15 protein-coding genes are annotated in these 12572 nt (G+C 39.3%); 5 read left to right on the plus strand and 10 right to left on the minus strand.

All coding sequences use genetic code 11. The features are described 5' to 3' along the window. Positions 1–37: 37 nt before the first annotated feature. The 4 genes from LCM11_RS10290 to LCM11_RS10305 form a co-directional block, all read right to left on the minus strand. The gene (locus LCM11_RS10290; RefSeq protein ID WP_224894154.1) at positions 38–1819 is read right to left on the minus strand and encodes an acyl-CoA dehydrogenase family protein; all 1782 of its coding nucleotides are present in this window, start codon (positions 1817–1819) and stop codon (positions 38–40) included. Between the two features lie 15 nt (positions 1820–1834). Then, entirely contained in the window at positions 1835–3010 is a 1176-nt protein-coding gene (locus LCM11_RS10295; RefSeq protein ID WP_224894155.1) for an acetyl-CoA C-acetyltransferase, read from the minus strand. 20 nt (positions 3011–3030) lie between these two features. Beyond that, complete coding sequence (locus LCM11_RS10300) at positions 3031–5430, minus strand: 3-hydroxyacyl-CoA dehydrogenase/enoyl-CoA hydratase family protein (protein ID WP_224894156.1); 2400 nt, start codon at positions 5428–5430, stop codon at positions 3031–3033. A 373-nt stretch (positions 5431–5803) separates the two neighbouring features. Further along, positions 5804–6721: a proline dehydrogenase family protein gene (locus tag LCM11_RS10305; RefSeq protein ID WP_224894157.1), complete on the minus strand. Its 918-nt coding sequence runs from the start codon at positions 6719–6721 to the stop codon at positions 5804–5806. Between the two features lie 236 nt (positions 6722–6957). Between LCM11_RS10305 and LCM11_RS10310 the strand changes: the two genes are divergently transcribed. Both LCM11_RS10310 and LCM11_RS10315 read left to right on the plus strand, forming a co-directional pair. Continuing rightward, a complete protein-coding gene (locus LCM11_RS10310) occupies positions 6958–7224 on the plus strand; it encodes a hypothetical protein (RefSeq protein WP_014644178.1) in 267 nt (88 codons plus the stop codon). Positions 7225–7227: 3 nt separating this feature from the next. Continuing rightward, positions 7228–7575: a spore coat protein gene (locus LCM11_RS10315; protein ID WP_412098142.1), complete on the plus strand. Its 348-nt coding sequence runs from the start codon at positions 7228–7230 to the stop codon at positions 7573–7575. Positions 7576–7696: 121 nt separating this feature from the next. On the opposite strand, the gene LCM11_RS10320 is transcribed toward LCM11_RS10315, so the two are convergent. Then, a complete protein-coding gene (locus tag LCM11_RS10320; RefSeq protein WP_014644180.1) occupies positions 7697–7903 on the minus strand; it encodes a copper ion binding protein in 207 nt (68 codons plus the stop codon). A gap of 262 nt (positions 7904–8165) precedes the next feature. Between LCM11_RS10320 and crcB (LCM11_RS10325) the strand changes: the two genes are divergently transcribed. Together crcB (LCM11_RS10325) and crcB (LCM11_RS10330) are read left to right on the plus strand one after the other, a co-directional pair. Next, positions 8166–8543 carry a fluoride efflux transporter CrcB gene (crcB, locus tag LCM11_RS10325; RefSeq protein ID WP_224894159.1) on the plus strand — a complete coding sequence of 126 codons (378 nt, stop codon included), beginning with the start codon at positions 8166–8168 and terminating at the stop codon, positions 8541–8543. Continuing rightward, positions 8540–8890: a fluoride efflux transporter CrcB gene (gene crcB / locus LCM11_RS10330; RefSeq protein WP_224894160.1), complete on the plus strand. Its 351-nt coding sequence runs from the start codon at positions 8540–8542 to the stop codon at positions 8888–8890. The genes crcB (LCM11_RS10325) and crcB (LCM11_RS10330) overlap by 4 nt, the downstream gene beginning before the upstream one ends. A 125-nt stretch (positions 8891–9015) precedes the next feature. On the opposite strand, the gene LCM11_RS10335 is transcribed toward crcB (LCM11_RS10330), so the two are convergent. The 4 genes from LCM11_RS10335 to LCM11_RS10350 are packed head-to-tail and all read right to left on the minus strand — an operon-like array spanning position 9016 to position 11108. Next, complete coding sequence (locus LCM11_RS10335; protein WP_224894161.1) at positions 9016–9780, minus strand: STAS domain-containing protein; 765 nt, start codon at positions 9778–9780, stop codon at positions 9016–9018. Continuing rightward, positions 9767–10426: a B12-binding domain-containing protein gene (locus LCM11_RS20500; RefSeq protein ID WP_224894162.1), complete on the minus strand. Its 660-nt coding sequence runs from the start codon at positions 10424–10426 to the stop codon at positions 9767–9769. Before LCM11_RS20500 ends, LCM11_RS10335 begins: the two co-directional genes overlap by 14 nt. 14 nt (positions 10427–10440) lie before the next feature. After that, on the minus strand, positions 10441–10806 hold the full coding sequence (locus LCM11_RS10345; protein ID WP_224894163.1) for a hypothetical protein: 366 nt from the start codon (positions 10804–10806) through the stop codon (positions 10441–10443). After that, a complete protein-coding gene (locus tag LCM11_RS10350) occupies positions 10803–11108 on the minus strand; it encodes an antibiotic biosynthesis monooxygenase family protein (RefSeq protein WP_224894164.1) in 306 nt (101 codons plus the stop codon). Before LCM11_RS10350 ends, LCM11_RS10345 begins: the two co-directional genes overlap by 4 nt. Before the next feature lie 213 nt (positions 11109–11321). Between LCM11_RS10350 and LCM11_RS10355 the strand changes: the two genes are divergently transcribed. Then, the gene (locus tag LCM11_RS10355; protein WP_224894165.1) at positions 11322–11627 is read left to right on the plus strand and encodes a hypothetical protein; all 306 of its coding nucleotides are present in this window, start codon (positions 11322–11324) and stop codon (positions 11625–11627) included. A 41-nt stretch (positions 11628–11668) separates the two neighbouring features. Here LCM11_RS10355 and LCM11_RS10360 read toward each other — a convergent pair whose 3' ends face one another. Next, the gene (locus LCM11_RS10360; RefSeq protein WP_224894166.1) at positions 11669–12478 is read right to left on the minus strand and encodes a VLRF1 family aeRF1-type release factor; all 810 of its coding nucleotides are present in this window, start codon (positions 12476–12478) and stop codon (positions 11669–11671) included. Positions 12479–12572: the final 94 nt, after the last annotated feature.

Below are 12572 nucleotides of genomic sequence, written 5' to 3' on the forward strand. Positions count from 1 at the left end.
CCCTGCTTTGGACGATCAAAGCAGGGATAATATGAATTTATACGACAAACTTTTCTGCTTGAATGAGTGCTGATGCTATTTCTCGTTTCTTAGCAATTACATTAATTGGAGTGTGTCGAGTTAGCTTTCGCAGTGCACCAAGCATCATTCTGAGAGAATCACCTGATTCAGCAGCGATCAACGTCTCCTTCGCATGGGCTTCGATTCGGTTAAATGCTTCTTGCGTGTAAACTTGCGTATAAAGAAGCTTCAATTCGTTTTTACTTTCACCGGTTTTCTGTAAAGCTTTATCCGTTCTTAAAATAGCAGACTCCATGTTATATATTTCACCTGTAATATCGGCAATATTAACAAGAACCTCTTGCTCATTTTCAATTTTCTCACCATATTTTTGGGCAGCTAAACCAGCTGCAAGCAAAGCAATTTTCTTAGCGTTCTTTAATAAATATTTCTCCTGCTCCAGAGGTTCGATACCTGGTTCTTCTGGCATAAGCGTCATAATTTCTTCCTGAAGAGCCTGCGCTTTTTGAAGCAATGGAAGTTCACCCTTCATCGCTTTTTTAAGAAGCGTTCCCGGAACGATCATCCGGTTAATCTCGTTTGTTCCTTCAAATATACGATTAATACGGGAATCTCTATACAATCTTTCAACTTCGTATTCTGCCATAAATCCGTATCCACCGTGGATTTGAACAGCTTCATCGACAGCAAAATCCAGTAACTCTGTTCCAAATACCTTGTTTAATGAACATTCTATTGCGTATTCAGCAATGACTTTAGCCACTGCTGCACCATCTTTAAGTTCTTCTTCAGACAGTTTGCCCATACTCTGTTCAAACAACCCTACAGTTCGATATACTGCGCTTTCGTTGGCATAGGTATTTGAGGCCACGGAAGCAATCTTTTCTTGAATAAGTGGAAAGCTTGCAATTGGGGTCTTAAACTGTTTGCGCTCTTTCGCATACTTTACGGAAAGTTCTACAGCCCGCTTCGCTCCCCCAACTCCTCCAATTGCTAATTTGTATCGTCCTACATTCAGGATGTTAAAAGCAATGACATGCCCGCGTCCAATCTCTCCAAGAACGTTTTCAACAGGAACTTCGGCGTCTTCAAGAACGAGCGTACGTGTAGATGAACTTTTAATTCCCATTTTCTTCTCTTCCGGTCCTGTTGAAACACCTGGATACTCTCTTTCAACGATAAAGGCTGTGAATTTGTCTCCATCTATCTTCGCATAAACGACAAATACGTCTGCAAATGCAGAGTTTGTAATCCATTGTTTTTCGCCGTTCAAGACGTAATGAGTGCCTGCTTCGTTAAGTTTCGCAGTCGTTTTGGCTCCCAGGGCATCTGATCCTGAGCCCGGTTCTGTCAGAGCATAAGCTGCGATCTTTTCACCTGTAGCCAGTACAGGCAGATATTTTTGCTTTTGTTCCTCATTACCGAAAAACACAATAGGCAGTGAACCAATACCTACATGTGCTCCATGAGTAACAGAAAATCCGCCACCACGAGAAAATTTCTCTGTAATTAAAGAAGAACTAATTTTATCTAATTGAAGACCACCGTACTCTTCCGGCACATCTGCACCAAGTAATCCAAGCTCACCCGCCTGCTTCAGCAATTTTACAGAATGCTCAAATTCGTGATTTTCCAGATTATCAATCTTTGGAACGACTTCACCTAACACAAAATCTTCAGCTGTTTTAGCAATCATCATATGCTCATCTGTGAAATCTTCAGGCGTGATAACATCCTCAGCCGATAAATCCTCCACCATGAATCCGCCGCCCTTAATCATCTCTTTTAATTCACTCATTTGTTCTTCCTCCTCTTATAGTAACTCAAAGACTCCAGCTGCTCCCATACCGCCGCCAATACACATCGTTACGACACCGAACTGCTCATTGCGTCTTTTCATCTCATGAATTAATCCTAACGTCAGTTTTGTACCCGTGCATCCCAATGGATGACCTAAAGCTATTGCTCCCCCGTTAACATTCACTTTATCTACATCAAGTCCAAGTTCACGTATAACACGGAGGGATTGTGAGGCAAACGCTTCATTCAATTCGAATAAGCCAATATCCTGAATACTCAGCCCTGCCATCTTCAGTGCTTTGGGTACTGCTTCAATTGGCCCTACCCCCATAATTTCGGGCTCAACCCCTGCTACTGCAAAGGAACGGAATTTCACTAAAGGTTTTAAACCTTCAGCTTCTGCTTTCTCACGATCCATTACGAGAACAGAAGCTGCTCCATCACTCATTTGCGATGAGTTCCCAGCAGTGACTGATCCTTTTGTCGAGAAGGCAGGCTTCAGTTTAGCAAGGACTTCCTTGGTAGTACCAGGGCGCACCCCTTCATCCATAGACACCATTTTTTTACTTTCTTTCACTTTATTATCAGCGCCTAGAACCCTGTCTTCTACCTCTACCGGCACGATTTCATCATTGAATTTCCCTTCTTGAATCGCTTTGGCCGCACGTTCATGACTTTGTACAGCAAAGGCGTCTTGATCGTCTCTTGATATTTCGAAACGCCTTGCTACTTCCTCTGCCGTATGACCCATCGACATATAATACTCTGGAGCATTCTTGACCAATTCAATATTCGGCTTAATCACATGTCCGCCCATAGGAATTAAACTCATAGACTCTGCGCCACCGGCGATGGCGGTATCGTTGTGCCCGAGCATAATTTTCTCCGCGGCGTAAGCAATACTTTGAAGTCCTGAAGAGCAATAGCGGTTAATAGTAATGGCCGGAACCTTATGGTGGAGCCCGGCGAGCCCAGCAATATTGCGTGCCATATTCATACCTTGTTCTGCTTCAGGCATAGCACACCCAATAATGACATCATCAATGCTTCCTTCGTAGTTACCAGCTCTTTTTAATGTTTCTTTTATGGTTAGTGCGGCAAGATCATCAGGACGCGTGTGGGCAAACGCTCCTTTTTTGGCGCGGCCCACTGGTGTCCGTGCTCCCGCAACAATGACTGCTTCCTTCACGGTTCTTCCCCCTTTAATAATTAGTTACGAAGCGGCTTTCCTTTCATCAGCATGTGCTGCATCCGCGCTTGTGATTTTGGTTCTCCGATTAAACTTAGAAAGGCTTCGCGTTCCAGGTCTAATAAGTATTGTTCATCTACAAGTGAACCTTCTTTTAACCGGCCCCCTGCAAGAACGAATGCCAGTTTTTCAGCGATTTTCAAGTCATGTTCACTTGCATATCCACTTAGCAATAGTGATTTGGCACCTAACAGCATGGTGGCATATCCTTGTTCTCCAACCACTGGGACTTTTGTTCTTTTAGGTGCTGTGTAACCTGAATCAGCCAGACCGATCACCTTCTGTTTAGCATCATACAGCAAGTGATCACCATTTGAACTAATAGCATCCAGCTGATCAAGAAAACCATTTTCTCGAGCTTCTTCAGCCGAAGTAGATACCTTAGCCATCGCAATTTTCTCAAAAACATTGTTGGCTACTTTTTGAAGATCAAAGTCTACCCCTTCAGGAATATTTCTAAGATGCTTCATGTAAAGCTCTTTATTTCCTCCGCCTCCCGGAATCAGTCCAACTCCCGGTTCTACCAGTCCCATATAAGTTTCCGGCGATGCCTGCACAGCATCAGATGGAAGACAGACTTCTGCACCTCCACCAAGCGTCATTCCAAACGGTGCTGAAACAACTGGTTTGTCAGAGTACTTCACTTTCATAAGTGCATCCTGGAAGTTTTTAACTACCATTTCAATTTCAAAAAAGTTATAATCCTGAGCTTCCATAAGCATCATCCCAAGATTTGCACCCACACAGAAGTTTTTACCTTGGTTTCCTATGACCAGCCCCTTGTAGTGCTGATCAACGTGATCTATCGAAAAGTTAATCATTTGGATAATATCCAGCCCGATCGCATTACTTTGGGAATGGAATTCCAGACAGGCCACATCGTCTCCTATATCTATTAAGCTTGCTCCCGCATTCTTTTTGATCACGTTTTTAGTTTCTTTCACTCTTTTTAAATTGATATTTTTCTTATTGAATACCTGCTGCTTATAATCGGTATTGTGATAAAAGTAAACGTTTCCATTTTCAGATTTGTAAAATGAAGCAAAACCTTCATTAAGCATATCTTCTATCCAAGCAGGGATGTTTTCACCATCTTCCTTCATTCGGCTCACGGAAGCTTGAACCCCGATGGCATCCCACATTTCGAATGGTCCCATTTCCCATCCGAATCCCCAGCGCATCGCTTCATCGATAGATGGAACATCGTCAGCGATTTCTCCATACAACTCAGCGGAATAAAGAAGCACAGGTTTGACTATGGACCAGATTAAATCTCCTGCTGGATCACCTTTAGCATTTACTAATGCTTTTAGTTTGCGCCCTGATCCTTTTTCCTGTTTAGCCATTTCTGTCGCTTTTGTCTTCAATTTTCCTCTTGTTTCGTATTCCATGGTCTCTGGATTTAACTGCAGGATTTCACTGCCATCCTTACTTTTTTGCTTCAGGAAAAAACCTTGACCGCTTTTAGAACCCAACCAGCCTTTTTCAAGCATCTGATTCATAAATTCAGGTATTTCAAAAGCTTTTTTCTCTTCTCCTTCTACTTGATCGTGAACATTATTGGCTACATGAATGAAAGTATCCAGCCCAACTACGTCCAATGTTCGGAAAGTAGCACTCTTTGGACGGCCTATCATTGGACCGGTGACAGAATCAACTTCCCCAACGCTGAATCCTTTTTCAAGCATTTTCTGTACCGTTACAAGCAGCCCATAGGTCCCAATTCTGTTCGCTATAAAATTCGGTGTATCTTTAGCTTCCACTACGCCTTTACCAAGTACGTCCTCCCCAAACGTTTTTATAAACTCAAGAACTTCAGGATCCGTAGCTTCGGTTGGAATTACTTCAAGCAGCTTCAGATAACGAGGCGGATTAAAGTAGTGAGTGCCTAGAAAATGCTTTTGAAAATCTTCGCTGCACTCGGCAGACATGGCTTCAATGGAGATTCCTGATGTATTGGAACTTACGATAGCTCCTTTCTTTCTATGCTGATCCACCTCTGCTAACACTTTCTTTTTAACATCTAAATTTTCCACAACTACTTCGATAATCCAGTCAACTTCACTGAGTTTTTCCATGTCATCACTCATGTTGCCGACTTCAATTAAATCCAGGCTCGCTTTACTAGTAATCGGAGAAGGTTTTTGTTTTTTTAGTGCCTCTTTATTCATTGATACTATCCGGTTTCTCACCGCTTTATCTTCAAGTGTCTTACCCTGCTTTTTCTCACGATCATTCAATTCGCGAGGAGTAACATCGAGCATAAGTACTGGAATTCCAATATTGGCTAAATGTGCGGCTATTCCGGCCCCCATGACACCAGATCCCAAAACAGCTGCACGCTTTATTTTACGATTCATACTATGTCCCCCTATCCATTTGAATGAATACTCATTCATTTTGTAACCAAAAAAATAAATGTTGCTAAGTTCGTATCTAATACTAATATAAATTATTTTCTGACATTTCGCAATCCTTTTTCTACAATATGATGGAAATATTTCGTTTAAAAGGAAGAATGGAAAAAATAATTACTCAGTTAGAACAAGAAAAAAAGCTGGTCTGTATATTATACTCTTTGCAACTGTGTCCATTATAACGGCAGGATTATCACTCACACGCCAAAGTCTTTCTTATGATTAACACCTCTGAATAGGCCCTTATCGTTTATTATATTCAAAAAAAAGATCGTGTCACAGCAAATTCTTGTCATGACACGGTCTTTGCAGATCCTTATTTTCCAAGGACACCTTTCAGCACAAAGGCTACGTTCGCCGGACGTTCAGCTAAACGTCGCATGAAATATCCATACCAATCATTGCCATAGGGGACATACACTCTCATTTTATACCCCTCTTTCACAAGCTCTTCCTGCCTTTCGACACGAATCCCGTAAAGCATTTGAAATTCGAACTGGTCATTAGATATATTATTCTCTTCCACTAACCGTTTCGTGTATTCAATAATAGCATCATCGTGGGTCGCAACAGCTGTATAGTTTCCATTTAAAAGGTGTATTTTGATAATCTTTTTATAGTTCTCATCCACATCTTTCTTTTCAGGAAACGCAACTTTCGGTGACTCTTTATAAGCTCCCTTCACTAAGCGGAGGTTTGGGTTATATTGATTGAGATCTTCCACATCTTCCGCCACTCGATAAAGATAGGCTTGCAGGACAGTACCAATGTGAGTGTAATCAGCTCGCAGTTTCTTGAAAATCTCAAGCGTTTTATCACAGCGATCATGGTCTTCCATATCAATCGTTACAAATACGTCTTCTTTCTCAGCCACATCCAGAATGCGGCGCATATTCTCCATTACGAGTTCTTCTGAGATATCAAGACCCATAGATGTAAGTTTTAATGAAAGTTGTGAGTCCAGGTGATGCTCACCTATAGCTTTAATAGCTTCGATGCACCCATCGGCTGCTTCCCTAGCTTCTTTTTTACTATCAATAAACTCTCCCAGGTGGTCGATGGTTACTGACATTCCTTTATCATTAAGCTTTTGAATGGTATCAACTGCATTTGGAATCGTTTCACCTGCTACAAATCGACCAGCGCCGAATCGGAGGCCATATCTTTTAGCTAACTTTGTAAAGAAACGATTTTTTGAGAGAAACAAAAAGAAATTTCGTAATATTTGTTCCATCACACATCCCCCTACTACCAATTTTATCTCTTTTATCCATAAATAAATGTAAGAAAATTAAGTTTTGTAAACGAAAACATACTCTTATTTTATCATCTTTTAAGATAAATGGGTACATAATCAATGCTTCACGCTTCGAATATTGTATGTTTTTCCATAAATATGGGTTTATTTTATGATAGAAAATTACTTTTATGGAATACTACAAAAGACTTTTTAAAGGAGGTAGATATATTATGCAACAGCAACAAAACCAACCGTCTTCTATGCAGCAGGCTCAACCGATGGCGCAAGTCCCAGAAGTCGTAAGCACCAAAGACCAGCTTTACATTACGGATATGCTTTCATGGAATTTGAATGCCTGCAAAAAAGCTCACTTTTTTGCTCAGAACTGTCAAACTCCTGAAATCCAATCAGCTTTAGAAGAAGCTGGACAGATGCATCAACGACATTACAATAAAATCCTGACTCACCTGGATACTCAAACCCAAAAACCTAATTAATGAATGGAGGTTCTCCAATTGAATCAAACATCAAGCAAAATTCAAAATCCCGAGACATCCGTCCCTAAAACACCTCAGATGAATGAGCGTGACTTTTTAAATGACCAATTAACCACGGAAAAGTACATGACCGCTTCTTATAACATTGCTTTAAATGAAGCGAGTAATCAGTCACTTTATCAGGATCTTGCAACTATTTTTAAAGAAACCCAAGATTGTCAGCGTAATTTATATAATCTCATGTTCAAAAACGGCTGGTATGCTGTTGAACAGGAGCAGCAGCAAAAAGTGCAGCAATCGTATCAGCAATTTAGCGGCTATAAATCGCAGCTTCCATACACCGTACAATAAATTTCTCATTTTAAGATAGCTAATGAGTTAACTAGTTATACTTCCAAAAGACTCAACATAGTTTCATAAAGCCCATGACAAAAAACGAGACACCCGGCTATTAATAGCCGGGTGTCTAAGATTAACCTACTGCTTCATATCCTTGTGCTTCGATTGCTTCCTTCATCATGCCTTTAGATACATAAGCTTCGTCATACATAACGTCTACTTTTCCACTGCTTAAATGTACCTCTACTCCGTGAACCCCTTCTAATTTTTCAAGAGATTCTTTTACTGTTTTTTCACAATGTTCACAACTCATACCATTTACTTCTAATGTTAGATCCATTTTTTTACACCCTTTCGTTTTCTTCTAATAACTGGAATACATTATGAGTATTGAGTTAAACCTTTTATCATTTAACTACTCTTAGATTTACTATTCCACAATTTTGCAATGGAATAACATCTGAGGATTGAATTTTTCAGAAGCTTCTATTATAAAGGCTGACATAAAACATTTTTAAATATAAACTGAAGGGAGTTGGATAAATCCACTTAAGCTAATCAATACTGGGTTTCCCTTTTTATTATGGTAAGGAGATTTCATGATGAGAAAGTACATCTATTTAGGTATCGCATTCGGAGGTGGAGCGGGCTCAAGTTTACGTTATATTATTTCGAATCTGCTTCCTTCCCATAGCGCCCTTCCTTATGGAACATTTATAGTAAATATGCTAGGTTGTTTTCTCTTAAGCTTTATGTATCATTTCTTCACAAATTTTTTTACAAAAGCTCGTGTTTTACAGAAGACTGTAACGACCGGATTTATTGGATCTTTTACTACATTTTCAGCCTTCACTTCTGAATTTGTACAATTATTTTTTGCGAACACTTATTTAGCTTTAATCTACATATTAGGGACGCTTCTACTTGGCGGTATTATGACCATTCTTGGGTCCCAGTTGGGAAAGAAGTGGTTTAATTGAATGCTTTGCTCGTATTTTTTGGTGGGATGATGGGTGCCGTAGCTCGATTTGAAGTAAGTACTCGCTTGAACGGTAAAAGTGATTATCCTTTAGGTACAGCAGCTGCTAATATTACCGGAGGATTACTACTGGGGATTTTATTTCGCCTGCAGGAAATAGTTGGTCTGAGTGATGGGCTTTGGCTCCTATTGGCTGCTGGATTTTGTGGAGGCTATACTACCTATTCTACATTCAGCTACGAGGTCTTTTATTTAATTGAAAAAGGCCAATGGATGAAAGGATTAGTTTATGCTGGAACTTCGCTTATATTAACTGTGGCTGGCCTCTTACTCATTCTCTTTATTTGAGTTTATACAGGAATGGAATTGTTATTTCAAAATGATGGTGAGCGGTCTTATCATCCCTTTATGCTCATGATGATGTGATCTATAAATAACCCCCACGATTTTTCTTTTTTTAGAAATCGAGGGGGCTATTGTGCACAGTATTTGGCTACAGCCTGCTGCAGCGAGTGCATATAATTTATTTCCAGCGGAAGCTTTAGGTCATTCAGCTGTTTTGCCTGATGCGGCTGGATGCCAATAATAATTATTTCCGCTCCCATATAAAATAAAGACTTCATCATATCGGTTAGAACATGAATACCATCCCTGTTAAATTCACCTACTGCTGTGAAATCAAATAGCAGTCGATCAATCCCTTCTCTCTGAGAGGACTTCAGCAAACTATCTTCTACAGCGTACATTTTTTCTTTGGTAATATCCCCAAACAAAGGGATCAACGCTGTATCTAACGAAAGCACAATAAAAGGAGCAGATAAACGATTACTTTGCTCAATCGCTTCTTCTAATTTCTCCTTCTCTTCAAGAAGCTCAAAATTTGTTTCATTTAGACGGCTTCGAAGTTGAGTTAGTGTCTGAGTAACTTTGGACAGTCGCTCGTCTTTTACGTGTAATAGCACTTCAGCATATAAATCATTCTCCCACGAAACGTACATATCAGCCGTTTTTATAGAGTCCTGCTTTTCAAAAGGTTTTAAATGTACTTCCAGGGAAGCTTTTTTTATTTCTGGTCTCACCGTCTCTTTTATTTTTGAGAGGCTTGCTTCATCAAAAATATCAAGCAATTGTTCTTTCATACCATGCAAGTCATATGCTTCTTTTGAATAAGCATATATATAGAAGTTTTTATTGATACGATAATAAGGCAGTGGGAAGACGTGTTCAACTTGTTTCATTTATTGCGCCTTCCCTTCCTTCATTAAACCACTGATATAAATGATTTAAATCTTTAACGACCATAACCTGTGCGGATTCGAACTCATCCAATTGAAACTTCTTAGCCATACGCCCGCCAATCATAATTAGAGGCTTCCACTCCAATTCCATGAAACGATGGAGTACTTTTTTTAACGCAGGCAGTCTATAAGACAAAGCAGCTGATAACCCAATAACATCGGGCCGGAATTTTTCAATTTGACTCATTGAATGCTCCATTGATAAATTCGGACCAAGGTATCTTACTCTCCAGCCCTGCTCTTTAAATGTGTCCGCAACCATCTTCAGACCAATATAATGCTGCTCATCTTCAACTCCGAACAGCAGAGCTTTATAATGTTTCTGGTGCTTTCCTTTAATCGGAGTGAGTTCGGATTCTAATCTGGATAAAGAAAAATCACAAATTGCCGTGGCTAAGTGCTCGTCAGCTACAGTTATTTTATTTTGTTCCCATAATTCCCCAATATAATACATAGCCGGGGTAATAATTTCTTCATATAGGAATGCTCTAGAATGAACCTTCATTAGCTCTTCCATATAGTTTAACGCCCCATCTTCGTCTCCATCTAAGAAGTACTGGGCTAGTTGTTTGTGTTGTTCACTCACACGAGTTCACCTCTTTATTCTGAACGAGTACGTAAATAATCTAAGGCTTGCTGCAAAAACTCAATATATACATTTTTTTCATATGAAGCCGCAAAATCTGAATGCTTCAATAATCTTATCAATCGTTCGTAGTTATCTATGATTAAACTCGTACCAACGTCTCTTGCCGTCAAAACACTGTTCAACCATTCTGTATAATCTATGAAAAATGCACCATCTCCCATTTCATAGGCGGTCTTTAAATGGTCAAGGTGATGATAATTGTCCTCTTCCGTTCGATCTCTACCATGCTGACCAAACTTTTCCCAAAGGTATGGATAATCATGATAAATCTCTGTAACTACTTGAGTTACCAACCACTCTTGCTCAATTTTATTCATCGAGCAACCACCTCATATTTGGAAACTTTCGGAACAATGCCCTGCAATTCCTGATCAGGATATTGACGTTCCAACTCGTGAATTTTCTTAAACTGATCGCTTCGTGCCCAATTCAAGTAAGCACTTTTAGATTCCCATTCCAAATGCACAGTTAATTCACCGGGTTTTCGCTCTTTTTGAAGTAGTTGAAAAGATATAAATCCCTCAGCCTGATCAACCAGACGAGATCGCTTTTTATATATATTAATTAATTCTTCCGCTTTATGCTCAGGCACTTCTACAGTTGAGTCAACTACAAACATTTAAAAATCCCCAATCTATGCTCTTATTCAATGAATACTATTTTATCATACTAATGAAATGTATGTATAATAGATCACTCTTAGCTTGTACCTTTTCACCTTGACCGACTTAAACTGACAATAAATATGAAAAGAAATCAAAATACACCGAAGGGTTTAATCTTATGTTTAGCGAAGGCGTATTATAGCACACTTCTTGAGGAGGCAAAGCTGTTGAAAGAATTTATTCTAAATAATCTTAGCAGGGTTAAAGCTGAAATATTATTCTCAGAAACATGTAGGAATCAATCAAGAACCAGTCAAAAATCTCGTCTGGCAGGTATGGAGTTTGCCTATTCAAATATGCTGTTTGTATTAACGGGAAATCAAACATTTGTAGATTTTAAGGATACAGATCAAGCAAAAAAATTTGTAGATCAATCCGTGAAACAGCATGTTCGGAAAGGATTTCGAATTGGTAATGAGGCATTGGATAAGTTGCTGATCATGGAGTACCTGACTGATAAAACAAGATATTAAAAAAAACACCGGGCAGTGCCCGGTGTTTTTATACATCTAACTTAGTATTTAATAACTTCATCGATTACATGCATTTCTTCATGATCGAGCAGGTTTTTGTTAACCATATCTTCAGCTTCTTTGTTCATATTATCCTGTAAATCTTTAAGTTCTTCTTTATCACCGACAAGATAAAATCTTTCCCATTCATATTTCTTAGCTAGCTTATCAATCTTAGGAGCAACGCTCTTGTACCAACGGTAACGGTTATGTTCAAAGCGTTCTTTATACTCATCTCCCTGGGAAGATTTCGCTCCGCCAGATCCCATAGATGGCTGGGCACGGTGAGGACCCTGGTGTTGTCTCCAGTCTTCTGTATTCAAATCAAGTTCAAAGATTTGAGTATCATTCAACATGCCTAGTTCTGCGTCAATAACTTTAATTTGTTGTTTCTGAGTTAATACGATTCCCGTTTTAGGGAAGGATTGACGCATCTCTTTTAATTGATCAAGTACAGGAGTTTCCTCCCAATAAAATTCTGTTTTAACAGGCATTTGGAAACGCTCAGCAAACCAAACAGTATCATCCGCTGTAGCGAATAGAACCACACTTTTGGCAAAGTGCTGTTCATTTTCCTCAATGAACTGTTCTACTTTTTCTTTCACCGCCCAATAATTTCGTTTTTCGTCTGAATCTCCATCTTCCTGAAGATAAGATTCAAAGTTATTTAATCCATTTTTCAAGTGTATCTTCCATTCCCCGCCTTGTTGCTCCGGGTCAGAAGGGTCGGTGTTTAAATACATTGAAAATACTTTTTGTGGTTTCTCTAAATGAATATGTTCTAGTTTTTTAATTTCTTTGTTTAAATCCATAAAACAGCGACTCCTTTCAAGTGCTAAATTAACTTCTAGGAAGTATGTTACCTGAAATTGGTCCGCTTAAACTCTAATCAAACAATTTTATTTG

The sequence above is a fragment of the Halobacillus halophilus genome (genome assembly GCF_020171985.1).
Lineage (GTDB): Bacteria > Bacillota > Bacilli > Bacillales > Halobacillaceae > Halobacillus > Halobacillus halophilus_A.

What these genes read in the sequence shown, in the direction of transcription:
- LCM11_RS10350 (WP_224894164.1), bottom strand. Translation starts at nt 11,108, where the DNA reads ATGTTTGTAGTTGACTCAACTGTAGAAGTGCCTGAGCATAAAGCGGAA.
- LCM11_RS10310 (WP_014644178.1), top strand. Translation starts at nt 6,958, where the DNA reads ATGCAACAGCAACAAAACCAACCGTCTTCTATGCAGCAGGCTCAACCG.
- crcB (WP_224894159.1), top strand. Translation starts at nt 8,166, where the DNA reads ATGAGAAAGTACATCTATTTAGGTATCGCATTCGGAGGTGGAGCGGGC.
- LCM11_RS10320 (WP_014644180.1), bottom strand. Translation starts at nt 7,903, where the DNA reads ATGGATCTAACATTAGAAGTAAATGGTATGAGTTGTGAACATTGTGAA.
- LCM11_RS10305 (WP_224894157.1), bottom strand. Translation starts at nt 6,721, where the DNA reads ATGGAACAAATATTACGAAATTTCTTTTTGTTTCTCTCAAAAAATCGT.
- LCM11_RS10300 (WP_224894156.1), bottom strand. Translation starts at nt 5,430, where the DNA reads ATGAATCGTAAAATAAAGCGTGCAGCTGTTTTGGGATCTGGTGTCATG.
- LCM11_RS10315 (WP_412098142.1), top strand. Translation starts at nt 7,228, where the DNA reads ATGGAGGTTCTCCAATTGAATCAAACATCAAGCAAAATTCAAAATCCC.
- LCM11_RS10345 (WP_224894163.1), bottom strand. Translation starts at nt 10,806, where the DNA reads ATGAATAAAATTGAGCAAGAGTGGTTGGTAACTCAAGTAGTTACAGAG.
- LCM11_RS10335 (WP_224894161.1), bottom strand. Translation starts at nt 9,780, where the DNA reads ATGAAACAAGTTGAACACGTCTTCCCACTGCCTTATTATCGTATCAAT.
- LCM11_RS10360 (WP_224894166.1), bottom strand. Translation starts at nt 12,478, where the DNA reads ATGGATTTAAACAAAGAAATTAAAAAACTAGAACATATTCATTTAGAG.
- LCM11_RS10290 (WP_224894154.1), bottom strand. Translation starts at nt 1,819, where the DNA reads ATGAGTGAATTAAAAGAGATGATTAAGGGCGGCGGATTCATGGTGGAG.